The organism is Microbacterium daqui, assembly GCF_050408675.1.
Classification (GTDB): Bacteria; Actinomycetota; Actinomycetes; order Actinomycetales; family Microbacteriaceae; genus Microbacterium.
In genome coordinates, this window is record NZ_JBNTKF010000013.1 from 26,466 (window position 1) to 45,172 (window position 18,707).

The 18,707-nt window shown below is 63.7% G+C and carries 18 protein-coding genes, 2 tRNA genes and 2 pseudogenes; 15 read left to right on the forward strand and 7 right to left on the reverse strand.

Annotation, left to right across the window (positions count from 1 at the left end):
• Positions 1–18: 18 nt before the first annotated feature.
• The 4 genes from ACQUSY_RS09095 to ACQUSY_RS09110 form a co-directional block, all read right to left on the reverse strand.
• Positions 19–621 carry a DUF305 domain-containing protein gene (locus tag ACQUSY_RS09095; protein WP_428904164.1) on the reverse strand — a complete coding sequence of 201 codons (603 nt, stop codon included), beginning with the start codon at positions 619–621 and terminating at the stop codon, positions 19–21.
• 19 nt (positions 622–640) lie between these two features.
• Positions 641–2,959, reverse strand: coding sequence for a heavy metal translocating P-type ATPase (locus ACQUSY_RS09100; RefSeq protein ID WP_428904165.1), 2,319 nt, complete (start codon positions 2,957–2,959; stop codon positions 641–643).
• Between the two features lie 483 nt (positions 2,960–3,442).
• Positions 3,443–4,012 (reverse strand): hypothetical protein, encoded by a 570-nt coding sequence (locus ACQUSY_RS09105; RefSeq protein ID WP_428904166.1) that lies wholly within the window; start codon positions 4,010–4,012, stop codon positions 3,443–3,445.
• Positions 4,012–4,830, reverse strand: coding sequence for an inositol monophosphatase family protein (locus tag ACQUSY_RS09110; protein WP_428904167.1), 819 nt, complete (start codon positions 4,828–4,830; stop codon positions 4,012–4,014). Before ACQUSY_RS09110 ends, ACQUSY_RS09105 begins: the two co-directional genes overlap by 1 nt.
• A 92-nt stretch (positions 4,831–4,922) precedes the next feature.
• Between ACQUSY_RS09110 and ACQUSY_RS09115 the strand changes: the two genes are divergently transcribed.
• Both ACQUSY_RS09115 and ACQUSY_RS09120 read left to right on the forward strand, forming a co-directional pair.
• Positions 4,923–4,995: transfer RNA gene (locus tag ACQUSY_RS09115), tRNA-Lys, on the forward strand.
• A gap of 172 nt (positions 4,996–5,167) precedes the next feature.
• A tRNA-Lys gene (locus ACQUSY_RS09120) sits at positions 5,168–5,243 on the forward strand.
• A 56-nt stretch (positions 5,244–5,299) separates the two neighbouring features.
• On the opposite strand, the pseudogene ACQUSY_RS09125 reads toward ACQUSY_RS09120, so the two are convergent.
• Positions 5,300–5,752: pseudogene (locus ACQUSY_RS09125) on the reverse strand (IS30 family transposase); the annotation flags it as partial.
• A gap of 237 nt (positions 5,753–5,989) precedes the next feature.
• On the opposite strand from ACQUSY_RS09125, the gene ACQUSY_RS09130 reads away from it, so the two are divergent.
• The gene (locus ACQUSY_RS09130) at positions 5,990–7,192 is read left to right on the forward strand and encodes an IS110 family RNA-guided transposase (RefSeq protein ID WP_428904168.1); all 1,203 of its coding nucleotides are present in this window, start codon (positions 5,990–5,992) and stop codon (positions 7,190–7,192) included.
• Positions 7,193–7,206: 14 nt separating this feature from the next.
• Here the strand turns inward: ACQUSY_RS09130 and ACQUSY_RS09135 are convergent.
• Positions 7,207–7,422, reverse strand: a pseudogene (locus tag ACQUSY_RS09135) (IS30 family transposase); the annotation flags it as partial.
• Positions 7,423–7,985: 563 nt separating this feature from the next.
• Between ACQUSY_RS09135 and ACQUSY_RS09140 the strand changes: the two are divergent.
• The 11 genes from ACQUSY_RS09140 to ACQUSY_RS09190 are packed head-to-tail and all read left to right on the forward strand — an operon-like array spanning position 7,986 to position 17,019.
• On the forward strand, positions 7,986–9,209 hold the full coding sequence (locus ACQUSY_RS09140) for a substrate-binding domain-containing protein (RefSeq protein WP_428904169.1): 1,224 nt from the start codon (positions 7,986–7,988) through the stop codon (positions 9,207–9,209).
• A gap of 3 nt (positions 9,210–9,212) precedes the next feature.
• Positions 9,213–9,977, forward strand: a complete 765-nt coding sequence (locus tag ACQUSY_RS09145) for an ABC transporter ATP-binding protein (protein ID WP_428904170.1) — start codon at positions 9,213–9,215, stop codon at positions 9,975–9,977.
• Positions 9,974–10,696, forward strand: a complete 723-nt coding sequence (locus ACQUSY_RS09150) for an ABC transporter ATP-binding protein (protein WP_428904171.1) — start codon at positions 9,974–9,976, stop codon at positions 10,694–10,696. The genes ACQUSY_RS09145 and ACQUSY_RS09150 overlap by 4 nt, the downstream gene beginning before the upstream one ends.
• Positions 10,693–11,571, forward strand: coding sequence for a branched-chain amino acid ABC transporter permease (locus ACQUSY_RS09155; RefSeq protein WP_428904172.1), 879 nt, complete (start codon positions 10,693–10,695; stop codon positions 11,569–11,571). Before ACQUSY_RS09150 ends, ACQUSY_RS09155 begins: the two co-directional genes overlap by 4 nt.
• A 1-nt stretch (position 11,572) precedes the next feature.
• Positions 11,573–12,685, forward strand: coding sequence for a branched-chain amino acid ABC transporter permease (locus ACQUSY_RS09160; RefSeq protein ID WP_428904173.1), 1,113 nt, complete (start codon positions 11,573–11,575; stop codon positions 12,683–12,685).
• On the forward strand, positions 12,685–14,199 hold the full coding sequence (locus ACQUSY_RS09165; RefSeq protein ID WP_428904174.1) for a class I adenylate-forming enzyme family protein: 1,515 nt from the start codon (positions 12,685–12,687) through the stop codon (positions 14,197–14,199). The genes ACQUSY_RS09160 and ACQUSY_RS09165 overlap by 1 nt, the downstream gene beginning before the upstream one ends.
• Complete coding sequence (locus ACQUSY_RS09170; RefSeq protein ID WP_428904175.1) at positions 14,196–14,861, forward strand: TetR/AcrR family transcriptional regulator; 666 nt, start codon at positions 14,196–14,198, stop codon at positions 14,859–14,861. The genes ACQUSY_RS09165 and ACQUSY_RS09170 overlap by 4 nt, the downstream gene beginning before the upstream one ends.
• Positions 14,858–15,610, forward strand: a complete 753-nt coding sequence (locus tag ACQUSY_RS09175) for a 3-hydroxybutyrate dehydrogenase (protein ID WP_428904176.1) — start codon at positions 14,858–14,860, stop codon at positions 15,608–15,610. Before ACQUSY_RS09170 ends, ACQUSY_RS09175 begins: the two co-directional genes overlap by 4 nt.
• Positions 15,607–16,512, forward strand: coding sequence for an alpha/beta fold hydrolase (locus tag ACQUSY_RS09180; RefSeq protein ID WP_428904177.1), 906 nt, complete (start codon positions 15,607–15,609; stop codon positions 16,510–16,512). Before ACQUSY_RS09175 ends, ACQUSY_RS09180 begins: the two co-directional genes overlap by 4 nt.
• Before the next feature lie 32 nt (positions 16,513–16,544).
• Positions 16,545–16,721 carry an SRPBCC family protein gene (locus ACQUSY_RS09185; protein WP_428904178.1) on the forward strand — a complete coding sequence of 59 codons (177 nt, stop codon included), beginning with the start codon at positions 16,545–16,547 and terminating at the stop codon, positions 16,719–16,721.
• Positions 16,722–16,740: 19 nt separating this feature from the next.
• A complete protein-coding gene (locus tag ACQUSY_RS09190) occupies positions 16,741–17,019 on the forward strand; it encodes an SRPBCC domain-containing protein (protein WP_428904179.1) in 279 nt (92 codons plus the stop codon).
• Between the two features lie 3 nt (positions 17,020–17,022).
• Here the strand turns inward: ACQUSY_RS09190 and ACQUSY_RS09195 are convergent, their stop codons facing one another.
• Complete coding sequence (locus ACQUSY_RS09195) at positions 17,023–17,811, reverse strand: IclR family transcriptional regulator (RefSeq protein WP_428904180.1); 789 nt, start codon at positions 17,809–17,811, stop codon at positions 17,023–17,025.
• A 123-nt stretch (positions 17,812–17,934) separates the two neighbouring features.
• On the opposite strand from ACQUSY_RS09195, the gene ACQUSY_RS09200 reads away from it, so the two are divergent.
• Positions 17,935–18,705, forward strand: coding sequence for a CoA transferase subunit A (locus ACQUSY_RS09200; RefSeq protein ID WP_428904181.1), 771 nt, complete (start codon positions 17,935–17,937; stop codon positions 18,703–18,705).
• Positions 18,706–18,707: the final 2 nt, after the last annotated feature.

Below are 18,707 nucleotides of genomic sequence, written 5' to 3' on the forward strand. Positions count from 1 at the left end.
CTTTTGTCGAGATGCGGGCTACTTGAGCGCCGCGAGGATCTCCTTCATCTCTGCGATCTCGGAGGTCTGGTCGCTGACGATCTTCTCGGCGAGCGCGACGGCGTCAGCGTTCTGCCCGGATGAAATCTGATCTTCGGCCATCGTGACGGCGCCCTCATGATGCACGATCATCTGCTCCAGAAACAACACCGATGCTTCGGGCCCGGGAGCAGCTTCGAGCGCGGCAAGGTCGTCGGGTGACATCATGCCGTCACCGTGGTCCATGCCCTCGTACGCGGCAGCATCACCGCCCCACGCGGTCACCCACCCCGTGAGCTGCTCGATCTCGGGTGCCTGCGCCGCTTTGATGCGTTGCGCGAGCTCGGCGACGCCGGGGTCGACGTCGCTTTTCGCGAGCAGAAGGTCGCTCATCTCGATCGCCTGCTGGTGATGACCGATCATCATGCCGGCGAACATCAGGTCAGCCGCGTTCGCGTCGACCGCCGACTCAGAGGGGGCCGGCATATCACCGTGGCCGTCGTGACCCGACGTCGTGTCGGAACCTGTGGTTCCGGTGCAGCCCGCGAGCACGAGAACAGATGCGGCAATGGTGATGGTGAGGATGCGACGAGGAAAGTTCATGCGTGTCTCCGGTTTCGTATCAGTGTGCGTGTTCATGCGTGGTGGCGGGCTTCGCCGCAGGCTCCGGAACCTCGGCTGCAGAGCCAGCGAGGCGAGCGGGATTGAGGTCGATGCGACGCAACAGTTGCGCGTTGGCCGCGACCACGATGGTCGAGAGCGACATCAGGATGGCGCCCAGCCACATCGGCATATCGATGCCCCACGGCGACAGCACGCCGGCCGCGAGTGGCACCGAAACGAGGTTGTAGCCAGCGGCCCACCACAGGTTCTGCTTCATCTTGCGGTAGCTCGCGTTTGACAGCTCGATGACTGACAGCACGGCGCGCGGGTCATCGCTCGCGAGAATCACGCCGGCGGAACCAATGGCAACGTCGGTTCCGGTGCCGACGGCGAGGCCCACATCGGCTTGAGCGAGTGCCGGGGCGTCGTTCACGCCGTCACCCACCATCGCGACCTTTTGGCCCTCATGCTGCAGCTTTTGAATCTTGGCGGCCTTGTCTTCGGGGCGCACGCCCGCAAAGACGCGGTCAATGCCGAGATCTGCCGCAACCGACTCGGCAACCGCCTGAGCGTCACCGGTGATCATGACGACCGTGATGCCGCGATCGTGCAGTGCCCGAACAGCGTCGTGCGACTCGGGGCGAATTTCGTCGGCCAGACGCAACGCCCCGGCCACAGCGCCATCGATGATGACGTGAAGCACGATCGCGCCTTCTCTCGACCACGCGTCGGTGTCGCCCAGCGGGTGCAGGTTCTCCTGCTCAAGCAGGTACGGGCCGCCGACCTGCACGGTCTTGCCGTCGACGTGAGCGCGCACGCCCACGGCCGGGGAAGACGAGAAGTCGGAGGACGACGGAACCGTCAGCTCGCGTTCCGTCGCGCCGCGCACGATCGCGCGGGCGAGGGGGTGCTCGGAGTCATTCTCAGCGCCTGCGGCGAGAGCCAGCAGATCATCTTCTCCGATGGTTCCGGTCGTGAGAACCGCGGTCACGGCGGGCGTGCCCTTCGTGAGAGTGCCAGTCTTGTCGAAGACGACCGTGTCGATCGTGCGCATGCTTTCGAGTGCGAGGCGGTCTTTCACGAGAACGCCGCTGCGGGCAGCCTTTTCGGTCGCGATCGAAACCACGAGCGGAATCGCAAGGCCGAGAGCGTGAGGGCAGGCGATGACCAGCACCGTGACGGTGCGGATGATGGCGTCTTCTGGCGAGCCGATGATGCTCCACACGATTGCGGTGATGACGGCTGCGGTGAGGGCGAACCAGAACAACCAGCCGGCGGCGCGGTCAGCGAGGCGCTGCGCCTTCGATGACGATGCCTGTGCGTCGGCAACGAGGCGGCGAATGCCGGCGAGTGCGGTGTCTTCGCCGACGGCGGTGATCTGCACGCGCACGCCCGAGTCAGTTGCGACAGTGCCGGCGACAACGCGGTCGCCCACATCACGGCGCACGGCGATCGATTCGCCGGTGATCATGGACTCGTCCATCGAAGCGGAGCCCTGCACGATGTCGCCATCGGCGGGCACGCGGGCGCCGGGGCGCACGATCACAATGTCACCAGCCTTGAGGTCGCTGGGGGAGACCGTCGTGACGTCGTCGCCGTCAACACGCTCCGCCTCGTCGGGCAGCAGCGCGGCAAGTGAATCGAGCGCCGACGTCGTCTGGGCGAGTGAACGCATTTCGATCCAGTGACCGAGCAGCATGATGACGATGAGCAGGGCGAGCTCCCACCAGAACTCGAGCTGGTGGCTCAGAATGCCGAGCGTTGCACCCCACGACGCGACAAACGCGACCGTGATGGCGAGACCGATCAGCAGCATCATGCCGGGCTTGCGTGCCTTGATCTCGTCAACCGCACCGGTCAGGAACGGCGCGCCACCCCATACGTACATGACGGTGCCGAGGATGGCGGGCAGCCACATCAGAATGGGGGATTCTGGCAACGAATAGCCGATGATCATCGCGAACATCGGCGACAGTGCGATCGTCGGAATCGCGAACGCGATCATGATGAAGAACAGGCGGCGGAACTTCTCGGTGTGGCCCGCGTGCCCGCCGTGTCCGGCGTGTGCGTCGTGACCCTCATGCGCGTCGTGATTCGCGTGTGCGTCGTGGTTCGCGTGAGCGTCATGCTCAGCGGGTGAGGTCATCACGTGCCCCGCGTGACCTTCGTGACCCGACGGTTCCGCCATCGCGTGCCCCTCGTGTCCCTCATGCCGTGCGTGACCCGCGTGCGCTTCGTGCTCTGCAGTCATCTTGTGTGAGCTCACGTGCGGCTGGGCGTCGGCGTGGTGGTCGTGGTGGTTGTGCGTCGACTTACTGTGGTGATCGTGGCTACTCATGTGAGTTTCTCGTCTCCTGGCGTACTGATCGTTCGTCGTTAACAGCTGGTGCAACACGATACCCCCTGGGGGTATTCCGCACAAGGGTTACGAGTGTCCGGGTTGTGTGACCGCCGATCGCCAAACGACCGTTTCCCACGTGCCGTTACTGCCCTGCCAGCGAACCACAACGATGCGGTCATTCCAACCCACCGCAATCGCGTTGACGCGTTCTGCTGTCTGGTGCGGCCAGGTAATCCAGGCGTGAACGCGCCGGCCGCCCTTGTGCCATGTGACGGGCTGTGTGCCCCAGGCTGAGGGTGGCAGTGTGCACGGCGCAATGCGCGTCAGAACGCTGTCAAGTTTTTCGTCAGAGACTTTCGTGGACCCCATGATGGCTCTCGCTCGGGAGCGCCCGGCCGCGCGCGTGAATCAATACCCCAACGCTAGAGCGGGCCGCCGACGTTCACGCATCGGCGGCCCAAAGGACAGAGGTTTAGCGACCTATCGTGGCCACTGCACGAGCACGAGGCCCTGCTTGGTGTCGGCGTACGTGACGGAACCCTCGACGAATTTGTACGTCATGCCGTAGCCGTTTTCATCAACCACTGCAGAGCGATCACCCGCGGTGATGTACACCACGTCGCCGTCGACTTCGCGAGTCCAGCCCTGCGTGACGAGGGCGTCTTGCATGGCGGTCGCTGTCGCCTCATCGATCGGCGACCACGCGTAGATCTGCACGGCCTCGCTCGAGTGCGACTCATAGTCGCCCCACGTGCACTGTACGCTGTCAGGCAGCGGGGCATCCACGCCAAATAGCTGGCTCTGCTGGTAGCTCCAGCCCATTTCCTCAAACTGCGTGATGAGTGTCTCGGGCAGGAGGTTCTCGCACGTCGCAACCTCTGGTTCTGCCGTCTCCTCCGGAGGAGCGGTGTTGGAACCAGTGCCGGGCTGCGCGGTAATCGTTGGCGCTGGCTGCTCCGTGCTGGGGGCGGGTGCCGGCGCTGGCGCCGAGCACGCGGCGAGCGATGCTGCCGCGAGCAGGAGCGCGGCGATGCCGCCGACACGCTTCATCACAAGACGCTGCCTTCGCCATGAAGGAACGACAGGTAAGCGTCGTGCAGAATGCTGTTCGTGGCGAGCGATGACTGCTTCGTGATCGAGGCTTCGCCGTCGAACGCCGTCATGCGGCCGCCGGCCTCGGTGACGATCGGAACCACGGCTGCGATGTCGTAGGGGGCGACGCCGAATTCTGCGACGAATTCAAGACGCCCTTCGGCGAGTTGCATGTACGGCCAGACATCGCCGTAGCCGCGGTCGCGCCACACCGCGCGGGTGAGGCGAATGAGGTTATCAAGCTGCCCAGCTTCGTCCCATTGCTGGATGCTCTGAAAGCTGATGCTCGACTTCTCAAGGTCGGCGATGTCAGAGACGTGAATCTGGCGCGGTTCGGCGCCGGGCACGTTGGTCCAGGCGCCTGCACCGGTTGCTGCCCACCAGCGACGCCCGAGGGCCGGCTGGCTCACGACGCCGAGCTGCGGAACGCCGTCGACGGCGAGCGCAATGAGGATCCCCCACATGGGCAGGCCGCGCATGAAGTTGTGCGTACCATCGATCGGATCGATGATCCACTGGCGCGATGCGTTGCCTTCGGTGCCGAACTCTTCGCCGAGGATGCCGTCGTTCGGCCGCTCGGCTGAGAGGATCTCGCGAATCGCGCGTTCGACCGCCATATCCGCGTCGGTCACGAACGTTGCGTCGGCCTTCTGGTCGATCGTCAGATCAGCAGAATCAACCCGAGCCATCGCCACCGCGTCGGCGGCATCGGCTATGCGCAGGGCAAGTGCGAGATCATCGGTGAACGGCGCAAAAACGTCGGTGGGGGAGGTCACCTGACAAGGGTAACCTGGCTCCGCGAGCTCGATTCGCGCACACGCTCGAATCCTGGTAATGTCTTCTCTCGGCGCTGAAATGCGCCTGCCACGCACCTCTAGCTCAATCGGCAGAGCAACTGACTCTTAATCAGTGGGTTCCGGGTTCGAGTCCCGGGGGGTGCACGGATTAGCTCTGATAACTCTCGCCAGTTTTCAGAGCTTTTTCATTTGTGGCGCGAGGCCGTTGTGCCGAGGCGACACGCGCGACGTGCATCAATAAATCGTCTACCAACCAGCGCTTTTTCTTGACTCATGTTGGGCGCTGTTAGGCTCATCTAGTTGCAGAAATGCACGGGCACCTCTAGCTCAATCGGCAGAGCAACTGACTCTTAATCAGTGGGTTCCGGGTTCGAGTCCCGGGGGGTGCACCAGCGAAAGGCCCTCACGAAAGTGGGGGCTAGCGGTCGTCGCAACACCAATTGAATAGTTAGTCCGCGAGGACGAGCTTAGCGAGGCGCTGGGCCGGGGTTTCCCAGCCCAGCGTTTTGCGTGGTCGTCCGTTGAGTCGTTGGGCGACGAGTTCGAGATCTTCTGGTCCGAAGATAGACAGGTCGCGGCCCTTGGGGAAGTACTGGCGTAATAGTCCGTTGGTGTTTTCGTTCGATCCGCGCTGCCAGGGAGATGCAGGATCGCAGAAGTAGACCGGCAGGCCGGTCTCGATCGAGAACTTCTTGTGCTCGGCCATTTCTGCTCCTTGGTCCCAGGTCAATGACCCTTGCAGGTGCCCGGGTAGCGTCGTGATAAGTGCGGTGAGCACGTCTCGGACTTCGGGCGCAGTGTGTCCGGCCGGCAGGTGTCCCAGCATCACATATCTGGTCTGTCTTTCAACGAGAGTGATAATCGCGGTCTTGTTTCGCTCTCCCACGATCAGGTCCCCTTCCTTACGCTGTTGGTGAGGCCGGATCCGAGTTGTGTAGTGTTCCGGTCACCCTCGGGCAGCGGGTATGGCTCAGTGTCTCCCTGCCGCATGGACGGCTCACTGGGAATGGCCGCCCGCTGCCCGCTGATGGCTCGACCGCTGATTGAGAATTGCGACACCGCTCGCTGGGTAAGGACGTGCTGGCGTGGTCATCGACAAGGGGAAACAGCCACCCACCTGATCGAGAGGACCATCTTCATGCCAACACTCTGGGCCGGAATCGACGCCGGTAAACGGACTCATCACTGCGTCGTACTTGACCGCGACGGAACCCTTTTGCTGTCCACGAAGGTCGGCAACGACGAGACTGAACTGCTCGACCTGATCGCCACCGTTATCGAGCTCGACGACGGCGGTGAGGTCTGCTGGGCGACAGATCTCACCGATGGTGGCGCGGCGTTGCTCATCGCACTGCTCGCCGCACACGGACAGAAGCTGCTCTATATCCCCGGCAGGATCGTGCATCACGCCGCGGCGACATATCGGGGTGATGGGAAGACCGACGCGAAGGATGCTCGAATCATCGCCGACCAGGCCCGCATGCGCACCGATCTTCAGCCCGTCCGCATCGCCACCGAGATCGCCGTCGATCTGCGTCTTCTAACCTCTCACCGGTTGGACGTGATCCATGACCGTGTGCGCGCGATCAACCGCTTGCGCGCGACGATGCTCGAGTACTTCCCTGCATTGGAGCGGGCATTCGACTACTCGAAGAGCAAAGCCGCGCTCGTTCTGCTGTCCCACTACGCAACCCCAGATAGTCTCCGCCGGATCGGTCCCACCCGGCTTGTCGCATGGTTGAAGGCACGAGGCTGCCGCAATAGCGCCGGCGTCGCGAAGGCAGCCATCGATGCCGCTCACGCGCAGACCACGACTCTCCCTGCCCAATCTGTCGGGTCGGCGCTGGTGACCAAGCTCGCCGCGAAGATCGCTGCGATCGATGAGGACCTCGCTAGCATCGACGCCGAGATCACCGAGCATTTCGCTCAGCATCAGAGCGCCACGAACCTGCTCAGCATGCCCGGATTCGGGCCGGTTCTCGCAGCCACGTTCCTCGCGCAGATCGGCGGGAGCCTCGACGCTTTCGAGAACGTCGACCGACTTGCCTGCGTCGCTGGCCTCGCACCTGTTCCTCGGGATTCCGGACGCATCAGTGGCAACCTTCACCGGCCACGACGCTTCAACCGCCGTCTGCTGCGCACCTGCTACCTCGCCGCCCTCTCCAGTCTCAAAAACAGCCCCTCGTCGCGGGCGTTCTACGATCGCAAACGCGCAGAGGGCAAGTCACACAAGCAAGCGCTGATCGCTCTCGCCCGGCGACGCATGAACGTCATCTGGGCCATGCTCCGCGACCACACCGCTTACGTCGAGCCAGCCAGGCACCTCCCAATTGCCGCTTGACATCTTCATTGAGATTCCCAATGCCCGGGAACAGCACGATCTTCGATGTCCGCGGGGCGGTCAGAGATCATGATCATCGGATCGCGGAAGCGTGACTGTCGGGCGTCAGGGGCTCGGTGAGGCTTGCGTCGAGTTCGGCCTGTGCGTAGTGCGTCCGAGATCTCTCGCTTTAAGCCGCCACGGGCTTGAACGTAGATCGCTTGATAGATCGTCTCGGTACTCACCCGCATGCATCTCCTATCGTGACCTCACCAGTGGTGTAATCCACTACTCGTCCGTCCGCGTAACGCGGGCCGTTGGGCCGCTTGACGGTTCCGTAGTCCCAATCGCGGCACGTGCGCACGTCCACGCCAACCTGCGCCGCCGCAGAAGACTGGGAACGGCCTTCCTTACGGAGCGCGACATATTCCGCTTTCCTCGGATGCGGTAAACGCTTTGACCCCAGACCCGCCTGCCGCGCCCAGGTTCCCGCTGTGCCTGCACTGATCCCCAGCTCTCGAGCTACTGCGGTCGCGGACCCAATCGCCGCCATCCGCTCAAGGGACCGACGCCGTAACTCCGCAAACTCTTCCTTCGAAAACGACACGGTGGTCGCAACCTCCTGAAACCAGGGTGTTGCGACCACCGATAGAACCGGTCTTCACGACCGGGCCCTTTTTCGTGCCTGCACCATGCTTCCGCTTGCGAAGAATTAACACGCAAATGGTTGACGCGGCCGTGAGAACTTCCTATCGTTACTAAAACCTGAATCAGCTTTCAGGTTTACTTCCTTCCAATGGCGAAAGGCAATCACATGCGCAAGTCCAAGAAGTTGATCTTTGGGACGCTGCTGGCAACAGCGGCCGTTCTGCTGGCGGCGTGTGCGCCCCAGCCCGGCGAGCCCGCTCCCACCGGCAGCGGCGACGCTGGCTCCGGCGAATCCAACGGCCCGGCAGAGATCTCGGTTGGCATCGTAACGAGCGAAACCGGCCCGCTCGCGGGTTACGGCAAGCAGTACCTCGACGGTTTCAAGGCGGGTCTCGACTACGCGACCGACGGAACCAACGAGATCGACGGCACGAAGATCACCGTCACCTACAAGGACGATGCTGGCGACCCCGACAAGGCTGTCACTGCTGTCAAGGAGCTCATCGGTTCCGGAACCAACATCATCGCGGGCTCCGCGTCGAGTGGTGTCGCCGTGGCGGTTGCGGAGCAGGCCGCTCAGAACAAGGTTCTCTTCATCTCTGGCCCCGCCGCTGCTGACGCCCTCACCGGCATCAACGGCTACACGTTCCGCTCGGGCCGCCAGTCGGCACAGGACGTCGCAACCTCGGGTGCCTTCCTCGACGACATCTCGGGCAAGAAGATCACGGTGTTCGCACAGAACAACGCGTTCGGCCAGGGCAACGTCGCAGCCGTCACCGCGATCCTCGGTGCCAAGGGTGCAACGGTTGACTCGGTTCTCGTTGCTGAAGACGTCACCGAGTTCACGCCGTTTGCTCAGCAGGTACTGCAGGGCAACCCTGACCTCGTCTTCGTGGCCTGGGCAGGCGCAACCTCGGGTGCCATGTGGCAGGCCATGAGCCAGCAGGGCGTGCTTGAGACGATTCCGGTTGCGACCGGTCTCGGCGACGCTGCAACGTTCGGCGCTTACGGCGAAGCTACGGAGAAGATCAGCTTCCTGAACCACTATTTCGCGGGCGCCAACGAGCACGAGGTCAACAAGGAAATGGTCACCCGCGTTGAAGAAGCAGGCGGAACGCCCGACCTGTTCACCCCGGACGGCTTCAACGCCGCACTCATGATCGTCGAAGCCATCAAGACGGGCAAGGGCGACGTTGACGCGATGGTTGCCGCACTCGAGGGGTACACGTTCGAGGGCCCGAAGGGCACCACCACGGTTCGCGCTGGCGACCACGCGCTGATCCAGGAGATGTACCAGGTGAAGCTCGTCGCCAAGGACGGCTCGTTCGTTCCCGAACTGATCGACACCGCTGACGCAGACTCCGTCGCGCCGGCAGAAGTGAAGAAGTAAAGCATGACCGCTCCAGTCCCTCCCGCACTCGACGTTCAGGGCGTCGGCCTGCAAATTGGTGGCGCGACGATCCTGAAAGACGTCAACCTCACCGTGGCACCAGGCTCCCTGGTCGGCGTCATTGGCCCCAATGGCGCCGGCAAGACAACGTTGTTCAACGCTATTTCTGGTGTGATCCGCCCCACGGCCGGTCGCATCATGAAAGACGGAACCGACATCACCTCGATGTCTGTGCCGCAGCGTGCGCGGGCGGGGCTGGGGCGTACCTTCCAGACCTCGAGCCTGTTCCCGGCTCTCACGGTGCTGGAGAACGTACGCATGGCCGCGCAGGTCAGCCTCGGTGGCAACTACTCCTTGCTGCGCTTCCCACGCGCCAACGACGAGGCCACGATTCGCGCCAAGGAGACCCTCGAACTCGTGGGTCTTGCGCACAAGGCCAAGCACCGTGCCGGTGACATCTCCCACGGCGATAAGCGCAAGCTCGAAATCGCGGTACTCCTCGTGACTGACTCCTCGCTCGTGCTCCTCGATGAGCCAATGGCGGGCGTTGGCTCGGGAGATGTGCCCGGCCTCGTCGACAACATCCGCACGATGCACGCTGAAAAGGGCTGCACCGTGCTCATGGTCGAACACCACATTGACGTCTTGATGGATCTCGTTGATCTCGTCGCCGTCATGTACTTCGGTTCGATCATCGCGGTAGATACTCCCGCCGCGATCATGGACAACCCGCTCGTGCAGAGCGCTTACCTCGGAACGGCCGCATGAGCGACTCGATTCTCACCGTCTCCCACTTGCGGTGCTCCATTGCGGGCCAGCAGGTCGTCGAAGACGTCTCCTTCTCGGTGCCCGCCACCGGTATCACCGCCGTCCTCGGCCGCAACGGGGTGGGCAAAACCAGCTCACTGCGCGGCATCCTCGGCCTCATTCACCGCAAGGGCGAAGTGACGCTCGCCGGCGAGCGCATCGACCACCTCGCAACGCACAAGATCGTGCAGCGCGGCGTTGGCTACGTCCCCGAAGACCGCGAAGTTTTCGCCGGACTCACCGTCGCCGAAAACCTGGGCCTCGCCGAGCGTCAGAACAACCCCCGCCGCGACATGGTCGCCGAGCTCTTCCCTGACCTCGTACAGCGCCGGAACCAGCAGGCTGGCACGCTCTCGGGCGGCCAGCAGCAGATGGTGTCGGTTGCGCGTGCGCTGCTCAACGACAACCAGATTCTCCTCGTTGACGAGCCCACGAAGGGTCTCGCGCCCAAAATTGTCACCGAAGTTGCCGACGCGCTCCGCGCTGCCGCAGCCACGGTTCCGATTCTCCTCGTTGAGCAAAACCTCGACGTCGTGCGTGCTCTCGCCGACGACGCCATCGTGATCGACAGCGGTCGCGTGGTTTACACCGGAAAGGCCAACGACATCCTCAGCGACGATGACCTGACCAAGCGCCTCCTGGGCGTTCACGCTGGCGGCCACGGGGAGGGAATCGCATGAGCATCCTCGTTCTGACCCTCATCACGGGTATCGGCCTCGGTGCCCTGTACTTCCTCGTCGCGAGCGGCCTGAGCCTCATTTACGGCCTCATGCACGTACTGAACTTCGCACACGGCGCTTTCCTCACTCTGTCGGCATTCGTCGGGTGGGAAGTTGCCCGCCGCATGAACACCGAATCGTGGGGCGGCTTCATCACCTCGATCCTGGTCGGCGCTCTCGTCGGCGGCCTGTTCGCCACGATCACTGAGTTCGCGCTGATCCGCCCGCTGTATGAACGCCACATCGAGCAGGTGCTGGTCACCGTCGGTCTCAGCTTCGCGGCCATCGCGCTGTTCGAAGGCATTTGGGGCACCGACCCGATCTACATCGCGGGCCCGAGCTGGCTCAAGCAGACCACCGAGGTGCTGGGCGCGAAGATCCCCAACACGTATTGGATTCTGATGCTGGCAGCAGCTCTCGTGCTGATCGCGCTGGTGCTGTTCTTGAAGAAGACACGGTACGGAACCATCATTCGCGCGGGTGTAGAAAACCGTGCGATGGTGACGGCGCTGGGTATTGATGTGCGTAAGTCGTTCACGATCGTGTTCGCGATCGGTGGTGCCGCCGCCGGTATCGGTGGCGTGCTGGCCGCACACTACTCCGGCTACGTATCGGCCCACCTCGGACAGACCCTGCTGATCTTCGCGTTCATCGTGACCGTGATCGGTGGCCTCGGCTCGCTCGCCGGCGCCGCTATCGCCTCGGTGCTCGTCGCGGTGCTGCAGCAGGTCGCCAACACCTACCTCAACGGCACCGGCGACTTCATCGTCGCGATTCTGCTCGCCGTTGTGCTGCTCGTGCGCCCGCGGGGCCTGATGGGAAAGAAGGCTGCCTAACATGACTACGCAGACTGAAACTCCGCGCTCGGCGACCGCGTCGACGTCGTCGCTACGCCGCTGGCTTCCCGTTGGTATCGGTGTCGTGGTTGTCCTGGTGGCAGCGCTGTTGCCCATGCTGAACATTCGCATCCCCGGCATCCTGCCCGACGCCACCTACATGCCGGGCTCGCTCGCTCTGCTCAGCCTCTGCATGGTGTTCGCGGCGCTCGCGCTGTCGTACAACATGCTGCTCGGTACCTCGGGCATGCTGTCGTTCGGCCACGCGCTGTACTTCGGTGCTGGCGCCTACGGCCTCGGCATCGTTCTCGAGAACCTCGGTGTTCCGCTCTTCCCGGGTGTTTTCCTCGCCCTCGTCGGTGGTCTCGTGATCGCCTTCGTGACTGGTGCAATCGCGATGCGCGTCTCGGGCATTCCCTTTGCCATGGTGACCCTTGCCTTCGCACAGGCAGGCTCCGTGTGGGTGCGACGGAACCAAGAAATCACCGGTGGTGAAGAAGGCCTGCAGCTGCCGACAGAGCACGTGCCAGACGCGCTCGTCGGTGTCATCAACACGCGCAACCTGTACTGGGTCATCCTCGCGATTCTCGTGATCGTCTACCTCGTCTCGCTGTGGGTCGACAGCTCGCGCCTCGGTGCGGTCGCCCGCGCCACGCGTGAAAACGAACTGCGCGTTCGTGTGCTCGGCCTCAGCCCGTACTGGGCCAAGCTCGGTCTGTTTCTCATCGCAGCCGTCTGCGCCTCGCTCGCGGGGGTCGGCTACATGCTGTTGCAGTCCGGCACCCAGCCACGGGCGGTCTCGGCTGACCTCACAATCACCGTGCTGGTCATGGTGGTGCTCGGAGGCGTCGGGTTCCGCTGGGGCGCGATTGTCGGCGGCGTTCTCTACACGCTGCTTGACCAGCGCCTCACCGTGCTCGCTGGTTCCGAAGCTATCCAGGCGCTCCCCGACTTCTTGCGCATCCCGCTGTCTGAACCGCTGTTCATCCTTGGCGTACTGTTCATCCTTGTGGTGATGTTCTTGCCCGGCGGTATCGCCGGCACGGTTGACAAGCTGACACGTCGACGCGAGCAGCGTCGCGAGGTTGCTCTCGAGCAGGTGACGGCCGACTAATGCCTTCGTCAGCTCACACTCTGGGGTGCTGGATCGCCGATCGGGCGGCCACACAGCCCGACGCGATCGCGGTGATCGATGGCGGCGTCACGGTGACCTACCGTGACCTGTCATCGCGCATCGACGCGCTCGCCGCCCGCCTGCGGGCAGGCGGCTACGGTGTGGGCGACCGCATTGCGACGGTCGCGGGCAACACGACTGACCAGATCGTTCTGTTCTTCGCTTGCGCTCGCACCGGTATCGCCCTGGTTCCGCTGTCGTGGCGACTCACGGTCGCTGAACTGTCTGACCTGCTGAGGCGCTCCGAACCGGTGCTCGTGGCTGTTGATGACGAGCACACTACGGTTGCTGCTGAGGCGCTGCGGGTGCTGGGTTCTGTCACCCCGCTGGTCATACTCGGAACCACAGGGCTGGAGGCGCAGGTTCCGTTACGGCGCGCGGAAGGTGTGGTTGAGCGTGACGTGCGCGATGACGATGCCCTGCTCGTGATTTTCACATCGGGGAGCGAATCGGCGCCGAAGGGCGTTGTGCTGACGCACGCCAATTGCTTCTGGACGAATATGGCGCTCGCGAGTGCCGTGCAGATTACGAGTGACGATGTGGTGCTGACGGTGTTGCCGCAGTTTCACGTCGCCGCGTGGAATTGCCAGCCGTTGCTCGCACTGTGGCGTGGCGCCATGCTCGTGCTGGAGCGGTCGTTCCACCCGGGTCGTGTGCTCCAGCTCATCGCCGAGCACCGCGTGACGGCGCTTATGGGCGTGCCAACGCACTACCGTCTGCTCGCGCACGACGGTGGGTTTGGCGATGCCGACCTCACGTCGGTGCGGTCGGCGCTCGTGGGCGGTGCGACCATGCCGGATGACCTATCTGCGGTGTGGCGTGACCGCGGCGTTGCACTGATGCAGGGGTATGGGCTGACCGAAGCGGGGCCGAATGTTGCCTGTGCACTGCCCGGCGATATCGGAGTCATCGGACGGCCCTATGCGCACGTTGACGTCATGCTCGCTGACCTGCAAACCGGGGGATCGCTCGAGGGGTCGGCCACCGGCGAACTGTGGGTGCGTGGCCCAAGCGTCTCACCGGGGTACCTCAATGACCCGGAGGCTTCGGCTCGCACGATGAGTGGCGAGTGGCTGCGCACGGGTGATGTGGCTGAGCGGCTTGCCGACGGGCGACTCCGTATCGTTGACCGATTGAAAGACATCTACATCTCGGGCGGCGAGAACGTGTCACCCGCCGAGGTTGAGCGTGCCCTCGAACAGCACCCGCAGATTGTGCGCGCCGGCGTCGTCGGTATTCCCGATGAGGTTTGGGGTGAACGGGGGCTCGCGTTTGTTGTGGCCCGCACGCCCATGAGTGCTGACGAAGTGATCGCTCACGCACGCACCCTGCTTGCTGGATTCAAGGTTCCGGTTCGCGTGGAGTTCGTGGCCGAGCTGCCGACACTGTCCATTGAAAAATTGGCTCGCACGCAGTTGCGTGAACGTGCCCGAGCGATTGTGGGGATGTCATGAACGCCGACGTTGATGGCGTTTCGATCTCGAATGCCACCGGCAAGCCGCTGACGAAGCGCGGTGAGGCCACGCGCAAGCGGCTTCTCGAGGCCGCAGAGCACGTCTTCGCGGAGCAGGGCTATCACGAGGCATCGATCGTAAAGATCACGGAGCGCGCGGGCATCGGTCTTGGCACCTTCTACCTGTACTTCGACAGCAAGCAGACGATCTTCGAAGCGCTCGTGATCGACCTCAACCAGCGGGTGCGCCACTCCATGGCTGAAGCCATGGCCGGAGCCGCCGACCGCATCGCGGCCGAGCGCGCCGGCTTTGCCGGATTCTTCCGCTTTACGGCGGCACACCCGGCGCTGTACCGCGTCGTACGCGAGGCCGAGTTTGTCTCGCCCGAGGTATTGAAACTGCACTACACCCGCATCGTCGAGGGCTACGAAGCTGGCCTCGCGGCAGCCAAAGAAGCCGGCGACATTGACCGCCGACTCGACCCCGAGGTCACCGCGTGGGCACTCATGGGCATGGGTGAACTGATTGGTATGCGCTTCCTGCTATGGGAACGCGACGAAAACGGGCAACCGCCCGCACAGCTTGATGAACGTGTCTTCACCGCGATGACACAGATGATCGACAACGCGCTGGCGCCGCGTCGAGGGGGGGAACCACGATGACTGAACAAGATCTGGCCGGTAAGCGCGCCGTTGTTACGGGAGGCGCGAGCGGCATTGGTCTCGCGTGTGCCGAGGAGTTTGCGCGCCGTGGTGCGCACGTCGTGATCGCCGACTTCAACGCTGAAGCGGCACAGCAGGCGGCAGATGCTCTCGGTGGCGAAGTCTGGGTCGTTGACCTGAGTGACACGAAGGCGCTCGACAACCTCGAGCTGCAGGCTGACATTCTGGTCAACAACGCCGGTATTCAGCGCGTTGCTCCGATTCACGAATACGACCCCGACACCTTCCGACTCATTCAGTCGCTTATGGTGACGTCGCCGTTCCTGCTGATCCGTGCGGTGCTGCCCGGAATGTACGAGCGTGGCTGGGGACGCATCATCAACATTTCTTCGGTGCACGGCATTCGCGCGAGCGCGTTCAAGTCGGCCTACGTCGCCGCCAAGCACGGTCTCGAGGGCCTGTCGAAGGTGACGGCTCTCGAGGGCGGCCCGCACGGCGTCACCAGCAACTGCATCAACCCGGCCTACGTGCGCACCCCGCTCGTCGAGAAGCAGATCGCTGACCAGGCCAAGGTGCACGGCATAAGTGAGGCTGAGGTCGTCGAGAAGATCATGCTGACGGAGCCCGCGATCAAGCGCATGATCGAGCCCGCAGAGGTTGGCTCGCTCGCCGGTTGGCTCGCGTCTGACAACGCTGGCATGGTCACCGGTTCGTCGTACGTCATGGATGGTGGATGGAGCGCTCGATGAGTCTGGAACACACCTACCGGGCCGTCGCGGTTCCGGTCGCCGGTGGCGAACTTGCCGTCGGTATTTGGGAGCCCGTGGGGGAGATCACTGACACGATCATCGCGATCCACGGCGTCACCGCATCGCACCTTGCGTGGCTCGAAGTGGTTCCGACTCTCCCCGGTGTTCGCATTGTGGCACCCGACCTGCGCGGTCGCGGCCGCAGCAACGAGATCGAGGGGCCCGCAGGAATGGCAGCGCACGCGGCCGACATCATCGCGCTCATGGATGCCCTCGGCATTGAAAAGACGATGCTCGTCGGCCACTCGATGGGGGCTTTCGTCTCTGTCGTGACGGCTTACCTGCACCCCGAGCGCATTTCACGCATCGCGTTGATCGATGGTGGTCTGCCGCTTGAGGTGCCGGAAGGTCTCACTGCCGAAGCGCTCGTCAAGCACATCCTCGGCCCGACGGCAGCACGACTTGAAATGCGTTTCGCATCGGCCGACGAATACCTCGACCTGTGGCGTGCGCACCCCGCATTCGCAGATGCGTGGACGCCCGCGCTGGAACGCTACCTCGCCTACGATCTCGTGCCCGATGGTTCCGGAGCTCTCCGTCCCGCGACGAGCTTCGCGGTCACGGTCGACGACACGGTCGACCTCAACACCGGCACGCTGCCGCGCGAGGCAATCACCGGCATTTCGGTGCCCGCCGTGTTCGTGTGGGTGCCGCGTGGTCTGCAGGATGAGACGCCCGGGCTGTACTCGCCGGAGCAGGTGGGGCGCCTGGAAGAGGCGCTGCCGAGCGTGCGATTCCGCTTCATCGAAGATCTCAACCACTACACCGTGGTGATGTCTGCGCGCGGCGCTGCGGCGATCGCTCCGGTGATCGCGGCCGAGCTCGCCGCGCTGCACGTCTAGCGGTTGTCAGCTATGCCGCGTAGTTTTGCGGCATGGCCGACACCGAACTCACCGACCTGTCATTCTCGGTTTCTGGGCGCATTGCGCGACCGATTGCCGAGACGTACGAAGCCGTTGCCGACCCCGCGCACCTCTCGCGGTATTTCACGACGGGTGGTGCGCAGGGGCGGTTGGAACCAGGGGGCGGACGTTACGTGGGACTTCGCTGACTTCCCGGGCCGCTTTCCGGTGACGGTGATCGAGGCCGAGAAGCCGCGGCGCATCACGATTGAGTGGGACGCCCAGAATGCGGCGGGGAGCGCCGGAACCACGCGCACGACGTTTGCGTTTGAATCGCTCGATGACGACACCCGCACGCTTCTGACGATCACCGAGGCTTCGTGGCTCGCCACACCTGACGGTGCGAAATCAGCGTTCGGCAATTGCGAGGGCTGGACCGGCATGCTCATCGCCATGAAAGCCTGGCTCGAGCACGGCATCAACCTCCGGGACGGCTTCTACCGCTGAGGCCTAACGCCCGCTGGCGGCGAGGGCGGCGGTGAGCTGGTGAGCGTGGGAGAGGAGGTCGCGGCCGAGGCGGGGGAGTCGGTCGGGGCCGAAACGGAACCCGACGCCAGTAATGCTCAGCGCCCACTCCGGGCGGCCCTGCGCGTTGAAGACGGCCGCGCCGAGGCCATAGCTGCCGTTCACAATGAGTCCAGGGTTCACGGAGTAGCCGCGGTCACGCGTCTCCTGAATGCGCTTGCGAATCGCGGTCACCGAGTGCGGCCGCCCGAAGTGCTCGCTGAGCTTCGTCTGTCGCTCGAGGTAGGCGTCGATTTCGTCATCGGGCAGGAACGACAGGATCACCAGGCCCGCCGACGCGACGCCGAGAGGAAAACGCACACCCTCGCTCAGCACAAACGAGCGAATCGGAAAACTGCCGTCTTCCCGCAACAGGCACACCGTCTCATCACCGCGCTGCACCGACAAAAATGCGCTCTCCTCGGTGCGCGTCGCGAGAGACTTCACGATGTTGTGCGCGAGCGCCGGCACGTCATAGCGAGACGCGGCGACCGTGCCCATCAGGTAGAGCTCGGGGCCAGGCAGCCACAGCCCCGTGGCGTCCTCGCGGTCAACGAGACCCTCGGCCTGCAGCGCGGTCAACAGGCGGTGCGCAGTCGGGCGCGTGAGCTCTGTGTGCTGCGCGATGTCTTGGGTCGTGACTCCCGTGGTTCCGGCCGCCGTCACTCGGCGCAAAACCGCGGCAGCGCGCGCAATCGCTTGGGCTCCCGGAACTGTCGCTACCATGCTCCCCATGCTACGCCAACCGTCCACAATGTGGACAAATTCGCCCACATTGTCCACATCGCGACCGTGCATTTGAGCCGTACGCGCGCGAAGCGCAGGGTGGAAAGAACACCGTTCGACAAGGGAGTGGACATGATCAACAAAGAGGTGTCGAGCGCGGCAGAAGCCGTCGCAGACATTTCAGACGGCGCGAGCATCGCCGTCGGTGGCTTCGGACTGTCGGGTAACCCGATTGCCCTGATTGAAGCCCTTCTCGCGCAGGGAACGACCGATCTCAGCATCGTGTCGAACAACTGCGGCGTTGATGACTGGGGCCTGGGCGTGCTGCTCGGTGCCAAGCGCATCCGTAAGATGACGTCCTCCTACGTCGGTGAGAACAAAGAGTTCGAACGTCAGTTCCTCTCTGGCGAGCTTGAGCTCGAGCTCACCCCGCAGGGCACGCTCGCTGAGAAGCTGCGCGCCGGTGGTTCCGGAGTTGCAGCATTCTTCACGCAGACCGGCGTTGGCACGCAGGTTGCTGAGGGCGGATTGCCCCGCAAGTACGCCGCAGACGGAACCATTGCTGTGGCATCGCCGCAGAAAGAGGTTCGCACGTTTGAGGTCGGTGGCAAGAGCGGCGAGTACGTTCTCGAAGAGTCGATCACGACCGATTTCGCGTTCGTACACGCGGCCGTCGGTGACCGCCACGGCAACCTGATCTTCAACAAGGCGGCCCGCAACTTCAACCCGCTCGCCGCGATGGCTGGCCGTGTCTGCATCGCGCAGGTCGAGCGCCTCGTTGAGCCGGGTGAGCTTGACCCCGACGAGATCCACCTCCCCGGTGTCTACGTGCACCGCGTGATTGAGGTTGGTACCGACATTGAAAAGCGGATTGAGCGCCGCACCGTTTCGGAAGGGGCATAAAT